The organism is Thermoanaerobacterium xylanolyticum LX-11 (assembly GCF_000189775.2).
Classification (GTDB): domain Bacteria; phylum Bacillota; class Thermoanaerobacteria; order Thermoanaerobacterales; family Thermoanaerobacteraceae; genus Thermoanaerobacterium; species Thermoanaerobacterium thermosulfurigenes.
In genome coordinates this window covers 1,919,167-1,942,852 of record NC_015555.1, presented here as the reverse complement: position 1 = coordinate 1,942,852, position 23,686 = coordinate 1,919,167, and the positions used below count along the sequence as shown (strand labels likewise).

Here is a 23,686-nt window from a genome sequence, read left to right as displayed (position 1 = left end):
TCATCTTGAAAAAAATTTAATAAAAATTTCTTAAAGCCGATATATAAAAATGAAGTAAATTACAATAGCTTATATGGAGGAGAAAATGGCAAAGATCATAAAGGAACATTACTATAAAAATGATTCAGTGGAGGAGAAGATAAAGCTATTGAAGAAAGAGCTTAATAAAAACATAGTCGACATGGCAAAAGCCCTTGAGATAAGTCAAGAATTAGATAAGCTTATTGTAGAATACATGTCTTGCCAAAAAAGCGTCAAATAAATTCACTAATTTTTTCAAATATTTTGCCGATATAGAAAATAACATGTGAGTTTTGGGAGGTATATATATGATTCAAAATATATCATTAGAAGGAGGAAGTGGAAAGTTAAATAGCTTATTGACTGACAAGATTGATGACGTTAAAGAGATTTTCAAAAATCCTGTCGATGAGAAAACTGTAAAAGACGAAATAAACGACGTCAACAATAAAATCAAGAAAGATGATGGTACATATTTTGAATTTTCTGTACACAAGCCTACAAATACAATAGTGGTGAAAATTGTAGATAGCAGGACAAACGAGGTTATCGACGAGATCCCGCCAGAAAAAATATTGGATTTGGTGGCGGGATTGTGGAAAATAGCAGGGCTTTTTATCGATAGAAAAATTTAGGAGGAGTGTAGTATGGATCCTATTACAATGCAAAACTCTACTACCAGCAACTTGCTTAGAATAAGCGGACTTGCATCAGGAATTAATACTGATCAAATCGTGAGTCAGCTTATGCAGGCTGCGAGTCAGCCCCTTTATCAATTGGAGCAGCAAAAGCAGTGGCTTCAGTGGCAGCAAGAGGACCTTCAGGACATAAATACAAAGCTTTTGACACTAAGGGACAATACACTGTTTAGCATGAAGTTGCAAGGGACATATCTTGCTAAGACGGTTTCATCAAATACCTCAATTGCGACGGCTACAGCAGGTGTAAATGCTGTAAATGGGACATATCAATTAAATGTTAATCAATTGGCGACAGGAGCAACTTCTGCCAGCACTGCTGCCATTGGTGCTTACACGAATAATTCTGATGGTAGTGTGACTTATAATCCTTTAATAAGCTCGGATGTCACAATTCGATTAAATAACAATAGTATTACATTCAAAGCAGGATCAACTATAAACGATATTGTTTCAACAATTAATAGCGTATCAAGTACAACCCACGTTAATGCGACTTATGATACGACCACAGATAGACTATTCTTAATAACAAATTCAACAGGTTCAAGTTCAAAGATTGATTTTAGCGGTACAGATTCTACAGGACTTACATTCTTGACAAGTACATTGAAATTAGGTTTCAATTCCAGTTCATACACTGGAACAGCAGCGTATACTACATATACTGGAAGTGGCACAAGCATATCAATAAATGGTACACAAATAAATATATCAACTAATGAAGATATTAATAGTATAATTAGTGATATAAACAACAATGTTTCTTCTGTAAATGCAAGTGTTGATAGCAATGGTGTTATAACAATAAGTAGCAAAAATGGTTCACAGGTTAGTATATCTGGAGATTATGATTTTTTGTTGAATAATCTTCATTTGCCATTTTCTCAAGGTACAGATGCTTCATTTTCATTTAATGGAGTCAACATGACTACTTCGACAAACAATGTATCTGTTGCAGGTATCAATATAAATCTTACAGGGGAAGGCAAAACAACCCTCTCTGTTCAAACAGATACAGATACGATCTACAATAGTATTAAAAGCTTTGTGGATGCGTATAACGATGTGATCACAACTATAAATTCAAAGTTGACAGAGCAAAGGTATTATGACTATCAACCATTGACAGATGATCAAAAGAAGCAGATGACGCAAGACGACATTACCGCGTGGCAGCAGAAAGCCAGAAGCGGTGATTTAAGTGGAAATGACAATCTTACATCCATATATTACAGCATGAGGACAGCCATATCAGGTACTGTAACAGCTACTGATGGCACACAGATGACATTAAGTTCTATAGGGATAACTACAGGTCAATGGTATGAAGGTGGTAAGCTCTACATAGATGATACGAAACTTAAAAATGCTATACAAAATAATCCGCAGGAAGTCATGGATCTTTTTACGAAAATAACGGAATCTACTACGGATGTAAATGCTACACCTGGCTCAAGTTCAAGTGATGGAATAGCTGCAAGGCTTTACTACATAGTCAATAATGGCATAAACTCTATAACACAAGAAGCTGGTGGGGGGCAGTATCAGCTATATGATAATAGCTTTTTGGGTCAGCAGATAAATGACTTAAATCAGAGGATGTCGGACATGCAAGACCAGTTGAATACATTAGAGCAACAATATTATGATCAGTTTACGCAATTAGAGACGTACATGTCGCAGATGAATTCTCAAAGCCAATGGCTAAGTCAGCAGCTTAATGGATAGAAATTCTTTGCATTACAAAGGAAGGGGAATTGATAAATGATCGATCCGTATATGGAGTACAAGCGAAATTCTGTCATGACAGCAAGCCCGGAAGAATTGGTCTTGATGCTCTACAATGGAATTATTCGCTTTGCAAATGAAGCGAAACAAGCGATAGATGATAAAAACATCGAAAAAGCTCATAACAGCATAACAAGAGCGCAGGACATAGTATTAGAGCTTATGGCTACTCTTGACATGCAGTATGATATATCGAAAAATCTTTACAGCATCTATGACTTTATTTCAAGAAGGTTGATAGATGCCAATTTAAAAAAAGATAAAAAGCCGTTAGACGAAGTGATATCTTTGATAACAGAGCTTAGAGATACATGGGGAGAAGCTATGGGAAAAGTTCGAGCAAAAGTATATTCTAAAGGTTGATATAGTATGGTAAGCGATGTAAAAAAATTGATAGAGTTGGCTGAAAAAAAATTAAATTATTTGAATGAAATGCTTAAATTAAACAATCAGTTAAACATAGCTATAAATTCACAAAAGCTTGATGACATAAAGAACATATTGGAGAAAAAGCAAAACATCATAGAAAGCATTGATGAGATAGACAGTGAATTTTTGCCTATGTACAATCTGTACAAAAAGGTAAATAGGATTGACAGCATTTTTAATACGCCCAGTAATAGTGCAGATAAAAGCGTGTTAAAGGGAATACTGATAGATATAAAGGGTACATTAGAAAAAATAAAAGAAGTCGAAGATAAAAATTTAGAGGATATAAACTGCGCTTTTAAAAATCTGGAAGAAAAAATAAGCGACATATCAAAAGGTAAAAAAGGATATATAGAGTATCTTAAGTATTATACACCTGGCAGCTATTTTGTAGATAAGAAGCGCTAAATGTTTATGCAGTAATAATTATGCAATTTTTAAAATTTTAAAATTTATTGATAAAACTCTTGACTGGTGGTATAATATTACTGTATAGTCTAATTGGCTATACAGTAAATAAATGTCAAAGTGAGGGGATTATTTATTATGTATCAAGACAAGACATTGGTCTGCAAAGACTGTGGGGCAGAATTCGTGTGGACTGCCGGCGAACAAGAATTTTATGCTCAGAAAGGATTTCAAAATGCGCCAGTAAGGTGCAAAGCATGCAGAGATGCTAAAAAGCAGAGAAACAATCAGTTTAACTCCAGGAGAGGAAGAGTTGCTGGAGCAAATAAGTAATCCCCTTCACTTTTGCAAGAAGTAAAGAGGATTATTGAGGGTATTCCGAAAGGGATGCCCTTTAATCATTTTATCCACTTTTCCATAAAAAATTTTTGATGAGTTAACAGAGATTTCGCATTTAAAAATTTATAGAGTGATAAACACGTTGATTTATATAATTTAACTAAGAGCAGCTAGAAATATGTGATTTTCCGTTTTTTACTGGAAATTAAAAGAAAAAATTTGCAAAATAAAAGCATCCTTTCTATAATATGTTTTGCGACAACCTAAATAGAAAGGATGCTGATAAAATGAACAAAAGTTATTTAAAACAAATGCTTATTTACTTCTCTAAGATATACCATCTTGGAGAAAAAATCAATACCCTAAAAGATAAAAGAGCAAAATCTTCAGTAAAAATTTCAACAGTTACCTTTGTAGTATTATTTGGATTTATGCTTCAAATAAGGAGTTTTAATAGGTTGGAACATTGGCTTAAAAAAGGTAAATTTAAAAAAGTATTACCTAAAAAGACTAAAATTCCTCGTATTGACACTATTAGGCGTGTTTTAAGTAATTTTGATTTAGATGGCTTAAATGAACTTAATAATAGTATAATCAAGACAAGTACAAAAAATAAGGTTTTTAGAAAAGGAACTATAGATGGACTAAAAGTTGTTGCAATAGATGGTGTAGAGTTATTTGAAAGCACTAATAAGTGCTGTGATAATTGTCTTACACGAGTCCAAAAGGACGGGATTACTCATTACTTTCATAGGTCAGTAATATGTGCATCTGTAGGTTCTGATCCACATCTTATCATAGGTCAGGAAATGCTTGAACCAAAAAGAGATGCTTCAGATAAAGACGAAGGAGAAATCACAGCAGGCAAGCGTCTAATTAGAAAATTGCATAAAGAATTTCATCATTTTGCAGACATTATAGTAGCTGATGCATTATATTGCAAATCTACTTGGATTAAAGAAGTATTATCAATAGGGATGGATGCAGTAGTAAGGGTTAAAGATGAAAGACTTAATATAGTTAAGGATGCACTTGGTTTATTCAAGTGTCGAGAAGCAGATAAAGAATGGACTGTTAAGAAAAAAAGTAACAATTATATTAAAATAAAGGCCTGGGACGAAGACAATTTTCAAATGCCTAATTCCGACATAGAAGTAAGGTTTATAAAATTTATAGAGGAGATACATAGCTCAAGCAAAGTAGAAACAAAAGAATCATGGATAATAACTACCTCTAAAGTTACTTCAGTAGAAACTCTATGGAAAATAATACATAAAAGATGGGAAATTGAAAACAATGCTTTTCATCAACTAAAAACAGAATGGCACTTAAATCACTGTTTTATGCACAGTCCTGAGGGTGTAGAAACTGTGTTAATGTTTATAATAATAGCATTTAATTTGATGCAATTATATTTCTTCAGGTGTATAAGAAATTTTAGGGAAAAGCATATGCTTCAAATAGATATTATTGAAGATATAAAAGATGAGATATTTATCATAGAAACTGGATGGAGTAATCCACTGTTTGTGAAGACATAATTTGAAACAAAACTGGAAATTCATTATTAAAATTCATGGGGTAAGGGGAAAGTGCAACTTTTTTAGCATCTAAATGGATTTACTATTACCATATATTCAACTAGATGTAAAATATAAAAATTCTTGTAGAGATAAATTTTTTGCTGGAATTTTGATGCGAAATCTCTGTTAATGCTCCTATGAGATGGTATCCTCTTTCAAAATGTTTTCTATTACTTTCTTGTTTATGTACCATGAATCACATAGTCCATATGCTGGTCCTTTAGGTATTGGAAGCATAGATACCATTTCGCATATTCTTTCGATTTTGCTTTTACCACCTTTTTCATAGCGTTCAATACAGTAAGGCAATACTACTTTACCGCAAGATAGCATAATGGTAAGAAGCTGGTGTCCCCAAACTTGCTTCCCTTTTAAATGTGATTGATGAAATCCTGTTGCCTGGATAGTATGTTTAGCCTGTAACGAAGGCTTTGTCTTCTCAGCAATAGTATCATCAAAAATCACAAATATCGGCTTGTTGCTAGTTTGGGATAATTCAAATATAATGCGAATAACTTCTCGCCTTATAGCTCTCCATGCATATTCTATATTCCAAACACCTTGGTTTAAGAATTTGCCAAACGTGGTTCTATGGCAATTAGCAAGGCTTAAATTAACTATATCTGTAACAGTACCACTATAACCTTTTTGAGTGGCAGCAATTATAAATTCTAAAATATGACGAATAACAGGTTTAGTAAAATATAATGCAAAATTTAATTTCATTAAGTACTGGATTATTGATGAATTTTCTGTTATTCTTTTATTATGAGACATTTGCTCCACTCCTATGGTTAATATTGTTATAGTGTAACAACATATTAAATACCATAAAAGCGAGCATTTGTCTCTATTTTTTATTAAATTTTTTCATGTAAGTTTATTATGGTAATTTATGTAAGCAAATTTTCTCATCTATAGGTGATTCCACTGCAAAAAGTCAAAAAACATGGAATTTAGAACCATAATAAGGTATAATTAGAATATAATACATTGTGATAAGAGGTTAAATATATGTTTAAAGAAAATAAAGATCATTTACAACAAAAAATGTTTACTAGTGAATTCTGGATGGATAAACGAGTATTTGAAAGGCTTTCAAACAGTTGGGCACCATTGTATTATGAACATGTATTTTGTAAAATTAATGAGAAACTTTTTGCACCCCTTTATACACAAAATACGGGAAGACCTAACTTTCCTGTCAATATACTTTTGTCCTTAGAGTATTTTAAACATATTTACGATTATACTGACGAAGAGCTTATTAACCAATTTTACTATAATGTTCAGATTGCCTTTGCAATGGGTATAAAAAACGTTGGTGAAATAAATCTTGGAATAAGGACATTATACTACTTTAGAAAACATGTTTATGAGTATATATTGAAACACCCTCAGGAAGAAGATTTAATATTCGGTCAGTTTATAAAACTAATGAAAGAATTTTCGTTAAAAGCTGGTGTAATGACCGATAAACAAAGGATGGATTCCACATTGATTAGTTCGAACATTAAGAAAGCAGGAAGATTAGCACTTGCACTTGACGTTTTGGAAAAGGCAATAAAAAAAGTTCCACATGAATTTTTAAGTGACAAACTTAAAGAAGTAACAAAAGAAGGATATACCAGGACCTTATTGTACAAAACAAAGAGCTCGGAAATTGAAAACAGGCTTGAACATGTTATTGACTTATGTGTGGAATTAAAGGAAATTATTCAAGGTAACGAAAATTTATCAAGCAATAATGAATTATTACTTCTTGAGAGATTGTTAAACGAGCAGACGGTTAAAAATGCCAGTGAGAAAGGATATAAAATAAAAAGAGGCAAAGATATTGCCGGCAATTCCCTTCAGTCTGCATATGATATAGATGCGACATATAGAAAAAAAGCAGAAAAGCAAAGCAGCGGTTATGTACTAAATATTTCCGAAACCTGCGACAATAATAATGAAATTCAATTAATTACAGATTATGTAGTTGAAAAAAACATTGTCAGTGATGTAGAAATAATTAATAGTCGACTGGAAATCATAAAAGAAAATACTGGATGTAAAGAAATTGTTGTTGATGGTGGATATTACGGTAAAAGAACTTTTGATACATCTAAAGATCATGGAATAATAATCAAATATACAGATATGACCGGAGGAAAGCCTGATGAAAATAAAACTAGTGTTTTGGAATTTAAGCTTGATGAGGACAATAAAATACTCCGGTGTCCTGCAAACATAGAACCTTTAGACAGTTACGTTGCCAATGGAGCATCAACAGCACATTTTATAAAAAGTGATTGTGAAGTATGCGAAAAAAAAGAATTTTGTATTGCCAAACCACATAAAGATCTTAATACAGTAAGGATAGAGCACGACACCATAAAAGCAGAAAAAACAAGATCTGAAATTGAAACCAACAAGAAAACAAATGTAAGCAGCAGAGCAGCAATAGAGGGAACAATATCTGAATTAAAAAGAAAACATGGTGCAGATGAAACACGGGTTAGAGGTTTAATAAAAACACGGATAGTTGAGGGTTTAAAAATAACGGCATGTAATATAAAAAGATTTATCATATACATGCAGGAAAAGAGGACAAAAGTGGTAAAGGATGCCACTTATTTTGGCATACCTGTTTCACAGACATAGATAAAAGAAATCAATAGAATAAAAAATTGCAACGAAAATAGGACGTAAATAAGACTGCAGGCTTTTAAAAATGGATATATTTTCAAATAGATTGTATTAATAAACCTAAAGAAGGAGTTTAAATAAAGACTTTTTGCAGTGGAATCATAGGTAAATACTAATTATTTTACATCCAGTCGGTCTACATGAAATGTATCATCTAAAAAATCAAAGCCTTGTTCTTTGAAAAAGTTCCATATCCATTGATTCATACCTATCATTTCCGTAGGATTATAATGAAGGCCAAATAATTTTTGTGCTGGATTTATATAACCGTTTTTTTCAACATTTGCTTTTACTTTGTCTGCAAAGTTCTTTCCGTTAACCATTGAAGCGATTCTGTAAAGATCATCTATCAAATAGCTGTTTTTGTCATTTATGTACGTATTGCTGTTTTGGTATTTTTCTTCATAATATCTTTCAATTTCGTCATCGCTTAATTTTTTGTACTTATCGTCAAAAATGACTGCATCTTTTTGAAGCTTTTTTCTGGAATTTATTTTACCTTTTACATTCCCAAGGCACATAGCTAATACAGGTATAGTAAGCTCTGGCAATTCTAAAAGCTCTTTTATTTCCTCATAGCGTAGATTTGGCGTACCTAAGTAAACACTGCCTATACCTTTTAAAGTGCATGCACATTCAATGCTTTGTGCAACACACATTACATCTTCTAAAGAGATTATAAATTCCAAAAAAGATCTATTCCGCCCATAAGGTGCCATACTTATTTCGCACCATCTTTTTTGCTTATAAAAATCCAAAAGAAATACTAAGACAGTGTCGCATTTTTCAATAAAATTCTGTCCAAGCAAATCTTTAAGCTTTGACTTTTTAACTTTATCCCTTATCTTAATTATAGTGCATGGCTGAGTATTGCCTCCGCTGGCGGCATTTAAACCAACTTCTAATATGTCATTTAAAACGTCATCGTCTATGGGAATATCCAAAAAATTTCTGCAGCTTCTCCTATCCTTTAACAATTCAATTGCATCCATTTGTTAATCCTCCTATTATCCTTGTAAAAACAAGATTATTCTGCACTACTACACTTATTATATAGTATTATACTAATACCAAAGTCAAGTATTTTATATATAAAACTAAAACTTCGCACATAAATAATTACTCTGTTCCTTGAAAACTTAATGCTTTGCCAGAAAAAAGTAATAGTAATTTACACAATTATGCACACTTCGGAAGTCTTTCCTTAAGTTCTTTGGGAATCGCAGCCATAAAAGCATCAAGTAATTGGTCCAGCTGTTCTGAAGATAACGATAGTTTATCTGTTATTGTATCTATGAATACTTGCATAAGTAGATGAAAAGCCTGAATCAGCGTAATATCGGACATTTCATCCTGTATGTAGTAAAATATCTCTCCCATTGTTCGTAAATCTGATGATCGACGGTTCTCTAGTGCAAGCATCATGTATCTGGTAAATACGATTGCTGTATGTGCTGTCATCGCATCGTAAGATAATGAATTGCATTCCTTGCTGAGCTTCAAGTATGATTTACACACTTTGAAAAAGACTTCTATATCCCAGCGCTTCCCGTATATACGAATGATTTCGTCCTCGTTAAGGTTCATATCCGTGGTAATAAGTGCCAGATAGTCTTTTCGATTATTCCTGTTTCTGACAAATACAATTCGAGCAGGAATAGATTTTCCGTCTTTTTCAATGGAAACTTCCACGGATAACAGGTATCTAGACCTGCCTCTTCTTTTTCTGTTCTGCTTGTATATTTCTGTTAACGGCTGCATTATTCCATTATATAGGTAATGCATCTTTGATGTTTTCTTTGCCATTGCAATAACATCATAGCCTATTTCTTTAATAGCAATCAAAGAAGAGGGAGAACAGAACCAAGTGTCAAACAATACATAAGATGCTGGAATCATTGCTTTTTTAGCGGTCTTTATTAATTCCAGAGCTACGGCTGTTGCTTTAGTTTGGGATAGATTCCTTCTTAAATACCCGGCGGAACGCTTGTCCACAGGTATAGCTTCATTGATACGATTCTTTTGATTCTCAGTAGATAAAAGACATCCATTGACTGGGATAAAAGTATTTCCATCTGACCATCCGAGTGTAAGTAGGCGAAAGCCATATTTGTATGTTTTCTTAGCATGGTCATATACTTTTGCTAGTAGTTCTACTTTTTTAGAGCTAGAGCGTTCGAATAAAGAGTCATCAACAATAAGAACATTTACGCGTTTGTCACTTGTTAACCCAGTAATTGTCTCATTTATAATCTGTGCACTAAGCCAAGTGGTAAACCGAATCCAATTAATATGAATAGAGTTTAAGAATCTGTAAACCGTGTCTTTCTTAAAACCAACCTGATTTGTACCCATTAGCATATTCATATACATAGATCTATTGGTAAAGATCATACAGAATAAGTACTCGAAAATAGAAATAACGGGAATACCCTTGCTTTTGTAAGCATTCGATAACCTTAAAGCAGCCGAAATTCTATATTTTTTGAAGAAACTTTTAATCGAAGTAGAAACCTTATTATCAATTTGGTAATTTTGTGTTATACTATTCATAGCATGAGCCTCCAATTGGTTTATTTTTTGATAATTCAATTATACCAAAAATGGAGGTCTCATGCTATTTTATAGCCAAATAATATTGAATTATCAAGGTACAGAGCTACTTTTATAAGTGCGAAGTTTGAGTATAAAATTTTTATAGATTCAGATTCGACAAGCGAATTTCAAAAACGAGAAAGAAGCATTAATTGACTAGATTAAAAAGAACTATTTTTACGAAAAGTTATTGACGAATGGATCTTTGTATGTTATTATATATGAGTAAATGAGCATGTAATAATGCGAAATTACACCGATATTGTTATGAGTTCTAATATATGCTTAATTAAATAATTACGCAAGGAGATGTTTTAAATGAGGAAAATAACAATTTATGAACCAGCAATGTGTTGCCCTACTGGCCTTTGTGGTGTTAGTGTTAATCCTGAATTGTTGAGAATATCAACTGTATTAAATAAATTGAAGAAAAAAGGCGTAGAAATAGAACGATATAATTTAACAAACTCTCCAATGAAGTTTATGACTAATAAAATTGTAAATAGAATGATTAACGAAAAAGGTGTCAACGAGTTGCCTTTCACGCTTGTAGATGAAGAAGTTGTAATAACAGGTAGATATCCAACAAATGAAGAACTCGCACATTTTCTTGATATTCCTGTCAGTTTTTTCGATGAATAAAAGAAAAAAATGCAAATAATTAATTTTGGAGGCAAAATTTCATGATTCAATATTTTAATCTGCAAAATATAAATTTGACTAAATATATGTTTTTTACAGGTAAAGGTGGTGTTGGAAAAACTTCAGTTGCATGTGCTACCGCCGTTGCTTTAGCTGATAGTGGGAAAAATGTTTTTTTAATCAGTACTGACCCAGCTTCCAATCTGCAGGATGTTTTTAATACTAAACTTGACAATAAAGGTGTTTCGATTCAAGAAGTACCAAATCTTGTTGTTGCTAATCTTGATCCAGTTCAAGCTGCAACAGAATATAGAGAAAGTGTAATAAGTCCATACAGAGGGATTCTTCCAGACGATGTTTTAAAAAATATGGAAGAACAACTTTCCGGTTCATGTACTATTGAAATTGCGGCATTTAATGAGTTTTCAAAATTTATAACTGATAAAGAGATTCAAACAAGATATGATTACATTATTTTTGATACTGCGCCTACAGGTCATACGATTAGGATGTTACAACTTCCTTCTGCGTGGAGTAATTTCATTAGCGAGAATACACATGGTACATCATGTTTAGGTCAACTTTCAGGGCTTGAAAGTCAAAAAGAGGTGTATAAGAAAGCTGTTAAAACCTTAACTGATGGAAAACTAACGATGCTTATTCTTGTTTCACGTCCTGAAACAGTACCTTTGGCAGAAGCAGAAAGAGCATCGAATGAGCTTGGGAATATAGGCGTAGAAAATCAAATATTGATTATTAATGGCGTTATGACATCTTATGATGACAAAATATCAGAAAGTTTATTTCTAAAACAGCAAAAAATACTTTCTAAAATGCCGGAAGGGTTAAAATCGATTGTTACCTATATAGTGCCTTTAAGAGGGTATAATATCATAGGCATAGATAATGTTAGGGCGATGCTAAATAAAGATAATTTGACTTTGAGTAAAGAAAAAATCGAAGTAGAGTCAATTCCTGGGCTTAAGGATGTCGTCGAGGATCTCTATACCAATAATAAGAAAGCAATATTTACAATGGGCAAAGGTGGTGTAGGGAAAACGACAATATCAGCCGCAATTGCATTAGGATTATCGCAAAAAGGCAGAAAAGTTCATCTCACAACGACAGATCCTGCAGCACATTTGAAATATGTCATTTCTGAGACTGATGGCATCAGTATCAGCTATATTGACGAGCAAGCAGAGCTCAAAAAGTATCAGGAAGAAGTGCTTTCCAAAGCAAGAGAAACTATGTCTGAAGAGGATTTAGCTTATGTTGAGGAGGATCTAAGATCACCTTGTACTCAAGAGATAGCTGTATTTAGAGCGTTTGCTGAAATAGTTGATAAAGCTGAAAATGAGATTGTAGTCATTGATACGGCACCTACTGGCCATACACTTCTCTTACTTGAATCTGCTCAAAGCTACAATCACGAAATTGAACGTTCAAATGGAGAAGTTCCAGAATCAGCCAAAAAATTGTTGCCTAGACTTCACAATGCTGATGAAACTGAAGTCATAATTGTAACTTTGCCTGAGGCTACACCTGTATATGAAGCAATGCGATTAGAGGAAGATTTGAGACGTGCTGGCATAAACAATAAGTGGTGGATTATAAATTCATCACTATATAAAACTGGAACAAGTAATAAAATACTATTAGCAAAAGCAAGTAATGAAATTGAATGGATTAACAAAGTTGCTGCATATACTAATGGACATTTTGCGGTTATTGCCTGGAGCCCTGATGAAATAAAAGGTGAAAAATTGAAAGCTTTACTAGCTTAAAGAAAAAGCAAGAAAATTAATAGAAGATTATTAAAATAGAAGATTATTAAAAATAAATTGGAGGTAATAAGAATGATAATTACTGATGAAGCAAAAAAAATTCTTGAAGAGGCATTTGTCTCAAATGATTGTGACTGCTTAAAAGCAACATTGCAAAAATCTTGCTGTGGAACTTCTCTTGTGTTTTACTTAGGTAAACTGGAGGATGGCGATGAACCTGTTTCTATCAACGGCATCTCAGTTTTAATGGAAGATGATGTAAGAAAAAGAGCTGAATCTGTGACAATAACAGTTGAGAATGGAGAACTAGCGATTCATGATGATGCATCATCAGGCTGTTGTTAATCTTGGCGGATATTAGTCATCCATATATCACAGTGGTCTTTATAAAAAGGAAGGTCAATGTATGATAATAAGTGTCAGTAGAAGGACAGACATACCTGCATTTTACAGCGATTGGTTTTATAATAGGATCAAAGAAGGTTATGTTTTAGTCAGAAACCCATTTAATTATCATCAAGTAAGCAAGGTGTCTTTGTCTCTTGATGCAGTAGATTGTTTTGTGTTTTGGAGTAAAAATCCTGCAAATATGATCAATAATCTTAATATTATTGATAGCTATCCATACTATTTTCAGTTTACATTGAATCCTTATGACAACAAGATTGAGAAAAATGTCCCAAAGAAATCAGAAATAATTGATACATTTAGGAGATTGTCAGATAAAATAGGACTCAATAGGGTCATCTGGAGGTATGACCCTATCATTATAACCAAAGCTATTAGCGAGGAATATCACTATAAATATTTTGAAGTATTGGCATCGAAGCTTCAAGGTTATACATCAAAATGTATCATAAGCTTTGTGGATTTTTATCCTAAAGTAAAGAAAGGCCTTAAGAATATAGGCGCTTTTGACATTAGCGATGAAGATAAAATAAGGATAGGCAGGAGGCTTGGAGAAATTTCTAAGGCGTATTCCTTAAAAATTGAGACATGCGCAGAAGACATAGATTTATCTCAATTTGGAATAGAGCATGGCAGATGCATCGATCCCCATTTGATTGAGGAAATTTCCGGCCGCAAAATCAAAGAGACAAAAGACAAAAATCAAAGGAAAGCATGTGGTTGTGCATATAGCATTGACATCGGCGCTTATAATATGTGTATGCATGGGTGCATCTATTGCTATGCAAATTACAGTAAAAGTATAGTAAATGCCAATACCAAAAGCTATGATGTCAATGCACCACTATTGTGCAGCAAAATAGATGATAAAGACATTATAAAAGAAAAGTGCATTTGATCATATTTCACTCAAAAACAGAACCCCATTTCGAATTTCTGGATTTCTTATAAATATCTCCATCGCTTTTTTTGACTGTGACTTTCTTGATGCCATCTTTTGTGCACAAATCTAATATTATGTGGCCTTTTCTTATCTGCGGATGTCTTATGATTCTGCTTTTTATCATATTGCAATGTTTTTTTGATACACATATGTACGAGAATTTTTCATCTTCGTATGGAAGCTGGCCGTTTTTGACTTTTCGGTGTATGCTTGTCCTCTGTACACGAGACGAAAAGTGGCACCAGTCATTATCATTTATTGGACATTCATTAGCGTGTGGACACGGGGCGATTACATGCGCACCAAGTGATATCAGAGTTTCCCGGGCTCTTTTTATTATAGAAAAGCCGATTTTAGTTCCTGGCTCTATGATAATCAGTATATCATTAGCAGCACTTTCCCACAGTTTTTTTATTATTTTACTCTGAACATCTTCATTTAGCTCACCGATGGAATACGACGCAATGACTATATCGTGTTTAGGCAGTTCAGATAAATTTTCTAAGTCAGCTTCCAACCAAATAGAATTCTTAATAGAACTATTGTTTGAATTTGCTGATAGATTTTTGCCAATTTTTATCATGTTCTTGTTTTTTTCCAAAAGCGTTATTTGTTCAATATCATTCCATATTGAGGTTGCTGCCCACATTGCAGTACCTGGTCCTGCGCCTACATCTAAAATTGATTTTGGATTAATATTACTGCATATATCTTTTATATCTTTTAAAACTGCATATATGACTGCAAATGTAGCAGGCATCCTGTATGAGATGTATGCAATGGCTTCTTCGTATGAAGAAATGTGCTTGTCATCAGTATTTCTGTAACGATTAGAAATGTCAGAAACTAAAGAAATCAATTTATTTATAGGTATCTTATTTGATTCTTCTTCTATGCCATTTAAAAGGTCTACTGGTATTTCCATCAAAAGAACAGCCCTTTCTATGCGTATTTACTTATATATTATACCATCTTAAATGAATTTATGTTATAATTCAATTTGAGAAATTTTCTATTTCCATAGATGTGTTAAAGGACTTGATGCGATGGTTAAAGAAAAGATAAAGATTTCAGTCAGAGACTTGGTTGAATTCATATTGAGGTGTGGAGATTTAAACAATGAATTTTTTGGTGGCAGCAATTTAAGGGCATTAGAAGGCACAAAGATTCACAAAAAAATTCAAAGTTCTAAAGATGAGAATTACAAAAAAGAAGTAACGTTAAAGTACGAAAGAGAATTTGATGAGTTTATCATTGCTGTAGAAGGTCGCGCAGACGGCATCATTGTAGATAATGGCAATGTAACAATTGATGAGATAAAGACTACGAGTGCCAATTTAGGTGAAATAGATGGATACTACAATCCTCTGCATTTAGCGCAGGCAAAATGTTATGCATACATTTATTCAATTCAAAATGACTTGACTACCATAGATGTTCAACTTACGTATTATCAAATCGATAATGACGAGATTAAATATTTGAGATACACGTATTCTATAGATGAGCTAAAAACTTTTTTTGATGACCTTATTAAGAAGTATTACAATTGGGCAAGCATGTTATACAATTGGATAAAGGAAAGAAACAGTTCCATAGAAAAAATTGATTTTCCATATAAAGATTTTCGAAAAGGGCAAAAAAAGCTTATGGCATCTGTCTACAAATCTATTGAAAGTGGGAAAAAACTTTTTGTTCAAGCTCCAACAGGGATAGGGAAAACCATATCTACAATTTTCCCATCTTTGAAGGCGATGAAAAAAGGATTAACTTCAAAAATATTTTACCTTACTGCAAAGACGATAGCCCGAACGGTGTCAGAGGAAACATTTAATACACTGAGAAGCAAAGGGCTTAAAGTAAAAACATTGGTTTTAACCGCTAAAGAGAAAATATGCTTTAATGAAAAAACCGAATGTACGCCTGAAGCATGTATGTTTGCAAAAGGCCATTATGATAGGATAAATGATGCTATAATGGATATATTTTTGAATGAAGATAATTTTAATCGTTCAAAAATTGAAGAGTATGCTCAAAAGCATATGGTATGCCCATTTGAGCTTTCACTGGACTTATCTTTGTGGTCAGATGTTATAATATGCGATTACAATTACGTCTTTGATCCAAATGTGGGACTTAAAAGGTTCTTTCAAGACAAAACTGATTTTACACTTCTCGTAGATGAAGCGCACAATTTGGTGGATAGATCGAGAGAGATGTTTTCAGCGGAATTATTCAAAAAAGATTTTTTGTCGTTAAAGAAAGAGATTAAGGGTGAAAGCATCAAGCTTGAAAAGGTATTGTCAAAAATCAATTCAATATTTCTTAAATTGAAGAAAAGATGTGGTGAAAAAGGCTACTTTGTCACAGATGAGATATTTAGTGATCTAAATGGATATTTAAGACAATTTATAGGAGAAGTGGAATCGTTTCTTTCAAATGAAAGAAAGTCATTTGTTAAAGATGCCATCATTGATCTGTATTTTGAAGTGATTAGGTATCTTAAAGTTTCTGATATGTACGATGAGTTATATACGACTTATGTTGAGAAAAAAAGCGACGACTTAAAATTCAAATTATTTTGCTTAGATCCCTCTAAGCTGCTTAGTGAAACGCTTAGAAAAGTGCGAAGCACTGTGTTTTTTTCGGCTACACTTATTCCTATAACGTATTATATGTCTTTATTAGGTGGTAGCCGAGAAGATTATGGTGTTTGTCTTGATTCGCCATTTGAAACTAAAAACCGGATGATACTTATTGCGGATGATGTGTCTACAAAATACAAGGATAGAGAAAAAACTTTGGAGGAAATAGTTGGATATATACATACAACAGTGTCAAAGGAAAATGGAAATTATATTGTATATTTTCCATCTTATGAATATTTAAACATGGTGTATGAGATTTACAAGGAGAAAAGTACAGGCTATTTACTTAAGCAGAAAAGCACAATGAAAGAAAATGAAAAAGATGATTTTTTGCGCATGTTTGAGGACGGTCAAAATGGTGTTTTGGCCTTTTGTGTACTGGGTGGTGTTTTTTCAGAAGGCATCGATTTGACAAAAGATCGTTTGATAGGCGCCATAATAATAGGTGTAGGTATACCTCAGATATGTCTTGAAAGGGATATAATTAGAGATTATTTTGAAAGGAAATATGGACTGGGCTATGAATTTGCTTACCTTTATCCAGGCTTTAACAAAGTCTTGCAGTCAGCAGGACGTGTCATAAGAACGGAAGAAGATAAGGGAATAATTTTGCTTATAGATGAAAGATTTTTGCAAAAAAATTACATTAGGATATTTCCTAAAGAATGGTTTCCTTATACAAAGGTGAATCAAAGCAATTTAGGATTTCATCTTGATAGTTTTTGGAGGAGTTTTTAATGGTAGAGGTGTACGCTATAAAAGTAACGAGAGATATTGAAGAAGATGAATACAGTAAACTGTTAGCTTTTGCTTCAGAAGAAAAGAGACGAAGGGTGAACAAGATTAAAAAGCGTGAAGATGCTGTAAGGACGCTTTTGGCAGATATGATGTTTAGGATTATATTGATTGAAAAATTTGGATTAAATAATGAGGATGTTGTAATTTATAATAATGAATATGGGAAGCCTTTTTTGAAGGATAAAAGCATATTTTTCAGCATATCTCATTCATGCCAATGGGTATCTGTAGCCGTTGATAGAAAAAACCTTGGCGTAGACGTTGAAAAAATTAGAGATGTCAATTTGAATGTGGCTAAACGTTTTTTTTCCCGCGATGAGTTTGAAGACATGATGAGGGCGCCGGATAAAATAGATTATTTTTTTACTCTTTGGACTTTAAAGGAAAGCTATGTAAAGACGTTAGGAGTGGGACTTCATATACCGTTAAGTTCTTTCACTATAAAAATTGGTGATGAGATTAAGCTTTTAAGCGAGAAAGATAACAAATATCATTTTAAACAGTATTGCGTAGACGATGACTACAAAATGGCTGTATGTGCTGAAAGTGATTTGTTTTGCAATGAAGTTAACATCGTAAGCATTGATGAAATTTTTAATTTTATATAACTTATGGTATAATTTAGAAAAAAGACAAGCGGTGAAATGTCAAGTAGTATTTTTTGGAACCTTGAAAAATAAAGGCCTCAAAAGTTCTAAAAAAGGCAACACTTAATAAACCTACCATAAATTGGATAATAATGGAAGGAACTTAGAGTATATTCAGTTAAAAATACTTATTAAATCTATCCATTACCTCCTGGTTGGTAGATTTGGCCTTTACTCAGCATAGCAAAGACCAGTCTTACAAGCTTACGTGCCGTTAAGACGAGGGCTCTTTTATGCTGGTGTTTTGTAACCTCATTGTACTTCTTGCAGTAGAAATCAGCATATTCTTTTGCGTGTATCCTTACGCAATTAGCTGCTTCTACAAGATAGTACCTTAAATACTGGTTACCGCACTTAGCTAAAGAGGTATCTTCAGCACTAAAGTTGCCAGATTGATATTTATTCCACACGAGGCCTGCAAATTTAGCTACAGCGCATTCATTTTTAAACCGCTTAACATCGCCAATCTCAGCCACAAGGCCTGCGGCTAGTACATTACCGAAACCTGGAATAGTAGTCAGAGTTTGGTGAAAGCCATTAAGCTGTTTAGAGATTTCTTTGTCAAGTTTTTTTAAGTTGTGACTCAAGAAATCTGATATTTTCAAGAGTCATGGTCAAAGTCATGCTAACAGTATCGCACATGTCAGGATTAAGACGATATGCCCTATTAGCAGCAGACTTAAGTGTCTTAGCAATTTCTTCGGGATTTTTCAATCTATTGTTGCCATGACTCAAGACAAAATCTACAAGTTCCTCCACAGGCATAACAGCGATCTCATCAGGAGTAAAAGAATCAAAAACAGAAGTAGATGCTGAGCCAAAGACGTCGCTAAAAGGACAGTCTTCCTTATATGAAGAGAACTTGAGATAAAGGAGGTTCAAAGCTCTGCTCTTTTCACTGGATATAGTTTGTACCAGATGGTATCTAAAACGAGTAAGGCGCTGTAGCGCAGCATACCTAAAGTCAGGCATAGGAGTAGGGTTTACCCTACCGAATCTGACACAATCAGCAATGATTCTGGCATCAAAATCGTCAGTTTTAGGCAAATAGGTATAAGCCTTTTTAAAACCCTTGACGACACCTGGATTCATAACAAAGAATTTAGGGTTAAAAGGTGCCAGGTCAGGAGAAGAAACCAGGTGAAGATGGAGGTGCCATGCATAATGAGAAGTGGCTTCCATACCAATTTTGACACAGGAAGCATTAATAGCGTTAGCATGAGAAATCACCTCAGAGATGATACAAAGCACCTGGGATATCATTAGAAACCGAAAAAGGTTTCTTAATGAGGTTATTGCCATCTTGATCAATAAAGAAAACAGAATTAGATTGACTGCTTACGTCTATACCGACGAATAAAGTACTGGGCACGTAAATTCCTCCTTTCATTAAAAAAATTGAGAACCAGTACCAGGTTAATCCCTGACAGATTACCGAGAAACAGCCTCGCGATATCAGAACTATATCAATACTCATAGGATACACCGTATGGATGCTGAAACATACGGAAGAGTATGATATGGACAGCAAGCGAGTCAGAACTAAACGAGTAATCCCAGGGGTGCAGTCTTAGACGAGAAGTACCCTAAAGTAGGGTCTTCAGGAGGTTTTCAGAGCGACCCTGAAACCAAATTCTAAAAATAGTTTAACAGAGACAACCTGAAGAAGAAAGAGGGAATTCGTGTACTACAAATGCAAAATGCAGCGATCCAGCATACATCGTATAGAAGATTATATGTTTGGCCGATGTATAGTCAAGCCTAAAATAAACTCACTGCGTTCGGGCTTGACAATCCATCATTCCAAACATAGATAGTAGTTATGCGATGTATGCATAAGTATCAAGTGGCACTTGAGAGAGCTAATAATAACGAAATTAAAAAACAATATTCAATTATCAAGGTTCAATTAAATTTTGTAATCTTTTTAAAGATCGATCTTTTTAGTTGATTACAAATCATATTATACGAGAGAGGTGATGTTATGCAAAAACCAGTTGAACTGACGTATGGATCTAAGACATTGAGAGGTATGATGCACATTCCTAATAGTGCAAGCGGAAAAGTACCAATGATAGCTATATTTCACGGCTTTACTGGTAACAAAGTGGAGTCACATTTCATATTTGTAAAATTGTCGAGGGAGCTGGAAAAGGTAGGCATTGGTAGCGTCAGATTTGATTTTTATGGTTCTGGAGAAAGCGACGGAGATTTTGTAGACATGACATTCAGCGGTGAATTAGAAGATGCAAGAAATATAGTAGAATTTATCAAAAACTACCCAGCTACAGATATTGATAATATAGGTATATTAGGACTTAGCATGGGTGGTGCTATAGCTGCAATTATTGCAAATGAGTACAAAAACATAGTAAAATCATTAGTGTTATGGGCTCCTGCTTTTAACATGAGAGATATAGTTATACTCCAATCTCAAAGCGAAGCAGGGAATTTGCTTAGTCAACATGGATTTTTGGACATAGGAGGTCTTGCCTTAGGGAAAGGATTTGTATCCGATATAGTTAATATCGATATTTTCCAATCTGCAAAAGGATTTGACAAAGATGTACTTATAATTCATGGTACTAAAGATGAAGCTGTTCCATACACTGTATCTGAGGAGATTTTAAAGACAGTTTATAAAGAAAAAGGTCATAGAGTATCAATAGACGGTTCAGATCATACTTTTAATAGGCTTGATTGGGAAAAAAGAGCCATAGATGAGTCTGTAACTTTTTTGAAAGAGAAATTAAGGTAAAAGGGCCAGTTATTGGCCCTTTAAAATTATCCTTCTGCTACAAGTTTTACAATATTCAATATTACCTCCACAGCCTTTTCGATAGCAAAAGTAGGTATGTATTCGTATCTGCCGTGGAAATTGTGACCGCCGGTGAAAATATTGGGAGTAGGGAGGCCCATGTATGAAAGCCTTGCACCATCTGTTCCTCCTCTTATTGGGGAAACATTAGGTTTGACATCAGCTAGTTCCATGGCTTTTACTGCAATATCGATTATCCTCATATCCTTTTCTATTATTTCTCTCATGTTGTAATATTGGTCTTTTAAGTCTATTTCAACAGTGTTTTCACCGTATTTTTCATTTAAGTTGCTAATTAAATTTATCAAGTAATTTTTTCGGTTTTCAAAGTTTTCTTTGTCAAAATCCCTTATTATGTATTGCATGTGGGTTTCTTCTACATTTCCGTCAAAATTGGTCAGATGATAGAAGCCTTCATATCCCTCTGTATTCTCAGGTGTTTCTTCAAGTGGAAGCATGGAAGCAAGTTCTACTCCAATCAACACTGAATTTTTCATTTTGCCTTTTGCCATACCTGGATGGACGTTTCTGCCGTGTATGGTTATTTTGGCTGAAGCTGCATTAAAATTCTCGTACTCTAGCTGTCCAATGCTTTCACCATCGATGGTATACGCAAAGTCTGCTCCAAATTTTTCTACATCAAATTTATCAGCACCTCTTCCAATTTCCTCATCTGGTGTAAAGCATATTTTTATCGTGCCATGCTTTATTTCAGGGTGTGAAATAAGATATTCACAAGCTGTGATGATTGCTGCAACGCCTGCTTTGTCATCGGCACCTAATAGAGTCGTTCCATCTGTTGTAATCAATGATTTTCCTACGTACTGCTTTAATTCAGGGAAATCATTTGGCGACAAGACTACATTAAGATCTCTGTTTAGGACTATATCATTTCCATCATAGTTTTCTATAATCTGAGGATTTACATTTTTTCCTGACATATCAGGGCTTGTATCCATGTGGGCTATAAATCCTACTACGGGTACTTCTTCGTCAACGTTTGATAATATGGTGCCCATTACATAGCCATTTTCATCAACAGATACGTCTTCAAGTCCTATGGATTTCAATTCGTCAGATAAAACTTTTGCAAAAGCCATCTGCCCTTCTGTGCTGGGACATTTCGAAGAGTTTTCATCTGATGTCGTTTCATATTTTACGTACCTTAAAAATCGTTTAACTGCAGTTTCCAATATTACCCCTTCTTTCACAAAATATTCTATAATTTAATTTTATCACTTATAAAAAAATTTTAAAAGAATTAAAGCCTGGGCTATTACCAGGCTTAATAAAATTATACAGAAGTTAGATATCAAAACTTCTCCCAATGGATTACGTCTTGCAATGATTTTTTGTTTCTTGGGGCTGGATTGTCTTGACTGTATCCTAATGGAATGATGGAAATCATCCTTAGATTAGAAGGAACGTTTAGACGCTCATTAATGTCATTTTCATAACTGCGGTCATATCCAGCGACCCAGCATGAAGAAATGCCGTGTGCCTTTGCTGCTAACATGATGTTTTCTGTTGCCGCCGATCCGTCTTCCAGATGATGTCTATTGTCTTTCTCGCAATATACTACGACGCATGCTGCCGCATCTTTTATAAATTTGCCGTATGTAGCCTTCTCTGATATAAACTTTAGAGTCTCTTTATCAGTGACAACCACAAAATGCCATGGTTGAGCGTTGTTTCCTGATGGAGCTAATCTTCCGCAGTCGATGATGTCCTCTAAAATATTTTTTGGTATCGGTTTATCTTCAAAAGTTCTAACAGATCTTCTTTGTTTTAATACTTCTATTGCATCCATTTAAAACACCTCCATCTATATTATAACCACTATAAAATTAATTTCAAAATTTAACGAAATGTTTATTGACGGTAAACTATCATTATGCAAAAATAATAATTAAAGAAAAGATAAGGGGGGAGATGAGATTATGTCAAGGCTTAAATACATTGTTGAGCTTAAAGAATACTATGGTTCAGATTTAAAAAGAATAAATCACGCATTGAAAGTGCTTAATTATGCTGATAGAATTGCTTATGGTGAGCATATTGCAGATGAAAAAACGAAAAAGGTTATATACATAAGCGCAATTTTGCACGATATTGGTATCAAAAAGGCTGAGGAAAAGTACGGTAGTTCATCCGGCAAATATCAGGAAATAGAAGGACCGCCGATTGCAAGAGAGATAATGCTAAAAAATAATGAAGATGAGGATATTATAGATAGAGTTGCATACATTATAGGTGGACACCATACGGCGTCTAAAAATGATGGGATTGATTTTCAGATAATATGGGAATCAGATCTTTTAGTCAACATCGAAGAAGACGAATTGTACGAGGATAAAGAAAATGTGGCAAATATTATTGAGAAAAATTTCAAGACACATACAGGCAAGATGATTGCAAACGATATGTTTCTCAGCTAAAG

Annotated in this window: 21 protein-coding genes and 2 pseudogenes; 16 read left to right on the top strand and 7 right to left on the bottom strand. The window is 33.8% G+C overall.

Annotation, left to right across the window (positions count from 1 at the left end; genetic code table 11):
• Positions 1-85 precede the first annotated feature (85 nt).
• The 7 genes from THEXY_RS09495 to THEXY_RS09465 all read left to right on the top strand — a co-directional run bounded on the left by THEXY_RS09495 (position 86) and on the right by THEXY_RS09465 (position 5,227).
• The gene (locus tag THEXY_RS09495) at positions 86-262 is read left to right on the top strand and encodes an aspartyl-phosphate phosphatase Spo0E family protein (RefSeq protein WP_013788619.1); all 177 of its coding nucleotides are present in this window, start codon (positions 86-88) and stop codon (positions 260-262) included.
• A 67-nt stretch (positions 263-329) separates the two neighbouring features.
• Positions 330-656, top strand: a complete 327-nt coding sequence (locus THEXY_RS09490) for a flagellar protein FlaG (protein WP_013788618.1) — start codon at positions 330-332, stop codon at positions 654-656.
• Positions 657-668: 12 nt separating this feature from the next.
• The gene (gene fliD / locus THEXY_RS09485) at positions 669-2,450 is read left to right on the top strand and encodes a flagellar filament capping protein FliD (protein ID WP_013788617.1); all 1,782 of its coding nucleotides are present in this window, start codon (positions 669-671) and stop codon (positions 2,448-2,450) included.
• A gap of 36 nt (positions 2,451-2,486) precedes the next feature.
• Positions 2,487-2,873 (top strand): flagellar export chaperone FliS, encoded by a 387-nt coding sequence (fliS, locus tag THEXY_RS09480; protein WP_013788616.1) that lies wholly within the window; start codon positions 2,487-2,489, stop codon positions 2,871-2,873.
• 6 nt (positions 2,874-2,879) lie between these two features.
• The gene (gene flgN / locus THEXY_RS09475) at positions 2,880-3,347 is read left to right on the top strand and encodes a flagellar export chaperone FlgN (protein WP_013788615.1); all 468 of its coding nucleotides are present in this window, start codon (positions 2,880-2,882) and stop codon (positions 3,345-3,347) included.
• A gap of 138 nt (positions 3,348-3,485) precedes the next feature.
• Positions 3,486-3,680 (top strand): zinc-ribbon domain-containing protein, encoded by a 195-nt coding sequence (locus THEXY_RS09470; protein WP_013788614.1) that lies wholly within the window; start codon positions 3,486-3,488, stop codon positions 3,678-3,680.
• Positions 3,681-3,973: 293 nt separating this feature from the next.
• Positions 3,974-5,227, top strand: a complete 1,254-nt coding sequence (locus THEXY_RS09465) for a transposase (protein WP_013787621.1) — start codon at positions 3,974-3,976, stop codon at positions 5,225-5,227.
• Positions 5,228-5,396: 169 nt separating this feature from the next.
• Here THEXY_RS09465 and THEXY_RS09460 read toward each other — a convergent pair.
• Positions 5,397-6,046 (bottom strand): annotated as a pseudogene (locus THEXY_RS09460) (transposase family protein); the annotation flags it as partial.
• A gap of 237 nt (positions 6,047-6,283) precedes the next feature.
• Here THEXY_RS09460 and THEXY_RS09455 point away from each other — a divergent pair.
• A complete protein-coding gene (locus THEXY_RS09455) occupies positions 6,284-7,915 on the top strand; it encodes a transposase (RefSeq protein WP_013788612.1) in 1,632 nt (543 codons plus the stop codon).
• Between the two features lie 161 nt (positions 7,916-8,076).
• Here THEXY_RS09455 and THEXY_RS09450 read toward each other — a convergent pair whose 3' ends face one another.
• Positions 8,077-8,952: a nitroreductase family protein gene (locus THEXY_RS09450; RefSeq protein ID WP_013788611.1), complete on the bottom strand. Its 876-nt coding sequence runs from the start codon at positions 8,950-8,952 to the stop codon at positions 8,077-8,079.
• Positions 8,953-9,139: 187 nt separating this feature from the next.
• Positions 9,140-10,513 carry an IS4 family transposase gene (locus THEXY_RS09445; protein WP_013787204.1) on the bottom strand — a complete coding sequence of 458 codons (1,374 nt, stop codon included), beginning with the start codon at positions 10,511-10,513 and terminating at the stop codon, positions 9,140-9,142.
• 360 nt (positions 10,514-10,873) lie between these two features.
• Here THEXY_RS09445 and arsD point away from each other — a divergent pair, with 360 nt between their 5' ends.
• From arsD to THEXY_RS09425, 4 genes are all read left to right on the top strand, one after another.
• The gene (arsD, locus tag THEXY_RS09440) at positions 10,874-11,197 is read left to right on the top strand and encodes an arsenite efflux transporter metallochaperone ArsD (protein WP_013788610.1); all 324 of its coding nucleotides are present in this window, start codon (positions 10,874-10,876) and stop codon (positions 11,195-11,197) included.
• A 41-nt stretch (positions 11,198-11,238) separates the two neighbouring features.
• Positions 11,239-12,984: an arsenical pump-driving ATPase gene (gene arsA, locus THEXY_RS09435; RefSeq protein WP_013788609.1), complete on the top strand. Its 1,746-nt coding sequence runs from the start codon at positions 11,239-11,241 to the stop codon at positions 12,982-12,984.
• A 72-nt stretch (positions 12,985-13,056) separates the two neighbouring features.
• Positions 13,057-13,329: a hypothetical protein gene (locus tag THEXY_RS09430; protein ID WP_013788608.1), complete on the top strand. Its 273-nt coding sequence runs from the start codon at positions 13,057-13,059 to the stop codon at positions 13,327-13,329.
• A 61-nt stretch (positions 13,330-13,390) separates the two neighbouring features.
• The gene (locus THEXY_RS09425) at positions 13,391-14,290 is read left to right on the top strand and encodes a DUF1848 domain-containing protein (protein WP_013788607.1); all 900 of its coding nucleotides are present in this window, start codon (positions 13,391-13,393) and stop codon (positions 14,288-14,290) included.
• A 7-nt stretch (positions 14,291-14,297) separates the two neighbouring features.
• On the opposite strand, the gene THEXY_RS09420 is transcribed toward THEXY_RS09425, so the two are convergent.
• Positions 14,298-15,260: a small ribosomal subunit Rsm22 family protein gene (locus THEXY_RS09420; protein ID WP_013788606.1), complete on the bottom strand. Its 963-nt coding sequence runs from the start codon at positions 15,258-15,260 to the stop codon at positions 14,298-14,300.
• Positions 15,261-15,381: 121 nt separating this feature from the next.
• Here THEXY_RS09420 and THEXY_RS09415 point away from each other — a divergent pair, with 121 nt between their 5' ends.
• Together THEXY_RS09415 and THEXY_RS09410 are read left to right on the top strand one after the other, a co-directional pair.
• Positions 15,382-17,721, top strand: a complete 2,340-nt coding sequence (locus tag THEXY_RS09415; RefSeq protein WP_013788605.1) for a helicase C-terminal domain-containing protein — start codon at positions 15,382-15,384, stop codon at positions 17,719-17,721.
• Positions 17,721-18,389, top strand: a complete 669-nt coding sequence (locus THEXY_RS09410) for a 4'-phosphopantetheinyl transferase family protein (protein ID WP_013788604.1) — start codon at positions 17,721-17,723, stop codon at positions 18,387-18,389. Before THEXY_RS09415 ends, THEXY_RS09410 begins: the two co-directional genes overlap by 1 nt.
• 176 nt (positions 18,390-18,565) lie before the next feature.
• On the opposite strand, the pseudogene THEXY_RS13040 reads toward THEXY_RS09410, so the two are convergent.
• A pseudogene (locus THEXY_RS13040) lies at positions 18,566-19,800 on the bottom strand (IS110 family RNA-guided transposase).
• A 612-nt stretch (positions 19,801-20,412) separates the two neighbouring features.
• Here THEXY_RS13040 and THEXY_RS09400 point away from each other — a divergent pair.
• A complete protein-coding gene (locus tag THEXY_RS09400) occupies positions 20,413-21,186 on the top strand; it encodes an alpha/beta hydrolase (protein ID WP_013788603.1) in 774 nt (257 codons plus the stop codon).
• A gap of 26 nt (positions 21,187-21,212) precedes the next feature.
• On the opposite strand, the gene pepT is transcribed toward THEXY_RS09400, so the two are convergent.
• Both pepT and THEXY_RS09390 read right to left on the bottom strand, forming a co-directional pair.
• Positions 21,213-22,439, bottom strand: a complete 1,227-nt coding sequence (gene pepT, locus THEXY_RS09395; RefSeq protein WP_013788602.1) for a peptidase T — start codon at positions 22,437-22,439, stop codon at positions 21,213-21,215.
• A gap of 119 nt (positions 22,440-22,558) precedes the next feature.
• Entirely contained in the window at positions 22,559-23,056 is a 498-nt protein-coding gene (locus THEXY_RS09390; protein ID WP_013788601.1) for a nitroreductase family protein, read from the bottom strand.
• 130 nt (positions 23,057-23,186) lie between these two features.
• Between THEXY_RS09390 and THEXY_RS09385 the strand changes: the two genes are divergently transcribed.
• Positions 23,187-23,684 carry an HD domain-containing protein gene (locus THEXY_RS09385; protein WP_013788600.1) on the top strand — a complete coding sequence of 166 codons (498 nt, stop codon included), beginning with the start codon at positions 23,187-23,189 and terminating at the stop codon, positions 23,682-23,684.
• Positions 23,685-23,686: the final 2 nt, after the last annotated feature.

Bases quoted from the DNA above. Each gene is read 5' to 3' on its own strand.
- arsA (WP_013788609.1), top strand. From the start codon at position 11,239: ATGATTCAATATTTTAATCTGCAAAATATAAATTTGACTAAATATATG.
- THEXY_RS09445 (WP_013787204.1), bottom strand. From the start codon at position 10,513: ATGAATAGTATAACACAAAATTACCAAATTGATAATAAGGTTTCTACT.
- THEXY_RS09450 (WP_013788611.1), bottom strand. From the start codon at position 8,952: ATGGATGCAATTGAATTGTTAAAGGATAGGAGAAGCTGCAGAAATTTT.
- arsD (WP_013788610.1), top strand. From the start codon at position 10,874: ATGAGGAAAATAACAATTTATGAACCAGCAATGTGTTGCCCTACTGGC.
- fliD (WP_013788617.1), top strand. From the start codon at position 669: ATGGATCCTATTACAATGCAAAACTCTACTACCAGCAACTTGCTTAGA.
- THEXY_RS09390 (WP_013788601.1), bottom strand. From the start codon at position 23,056: ATGGATGCAATAGAAGTATTAAAACAAAGAAGATCTGTTAGAACTTTT.
- THEXY_RS09400 (WP_013788603.1), top strand. From the start codon at position 20,413: ATGCAAAAACCAGTTGAACTGACGTATGGATCTAAGACATTGAGAGGT.
- THEXY_RS09490 (WP_013788618.1), top strand. From the start codon at position 330: ATGATTCAAAATATATCATTAGAAGGAGGAAGTGGAAAGTTAAATAGC.
- THEXY_RS09465 (WP_013787621.1), top strand. From the start codon at position 3,974: ATGAACAAAAGTTATTTAAAACAAATGCTTATTTACTTCTCTAAGATA.
- THEXY_RS09455 (WP_013788612.1), top strand. From the start codon at position 6,284: ATGTTTAAAGAAAATAAAGATCATTTACAACAAAAAATGTTTACTAGT.
- fliS (WP_013788616.1), top strand. From the start codon at position 2,487: ATGATCGATCCGTATATGGAGTACAAGCGAAATTCTGTCATGACAGCA.
- THEXY_RS09495 (WP_013788619.1), top strand. From the start codon at position 86: ATGGCAAAGATCATAAAGGAACATTACTATAAAAATGATTCAGTGGAG.
- THEXY_RS09415 (WP_013788605.1), top strand. From the start codon at position 15,382: ATGGTTAAAGAAAAGATAAAGATTTCAGTCAGAGACTTGGTTGAATTC.
- flgN (WP_013788615.1), top strand. From the start codon at position 2,880: ATGGTAAGCGATGTAAAAAAATTGATAGAGTTGGCTGAAAAAAAATTA.
- THEXY_RS09470 (WP_013788614.1), top strand. From the start codon at position 3,486: ATGTATCAAGACAAGACATTGGTCTGCAAAGACTGTGGGGCAGAATTC.
- THEXY_RS09385 (WP_013788600.1), top strand. From the start codon at position 23,187: ATGTCAAGGCTTAAATACATTGTTGAGCTTAAAGAATACTATGGTTCA.
- THEXY_RS09410 (WP_013788604.1), top strand. From the start codon at position 17,721: ATGGTAGAGGTGTACGCTATAAAAGTAACGAGAGATATTGAAGAAGAT.
- THEXY_RS09425 (WP_013788607.1), top strand. From the start codon at position 13,391: ATGATAATAAGTGTCAGTAGAAGGACAGACATACCTGCATTTTACAGC.
- THEXY_RS09420 (WP_013788606.1), bottom strand. From the start codon at position 15,260: ATGGAAATACCAGTAGACCTTTTAAATGGCATAGAAGAAGAATCAAAT.
- THEXY_RS09430 (WP_013788608.1), top strand. From the start codon at position 13,057: ATGATAATTACTGATGAAGCAAAAAAAATTCTTGAAGAGGCATTTGTC.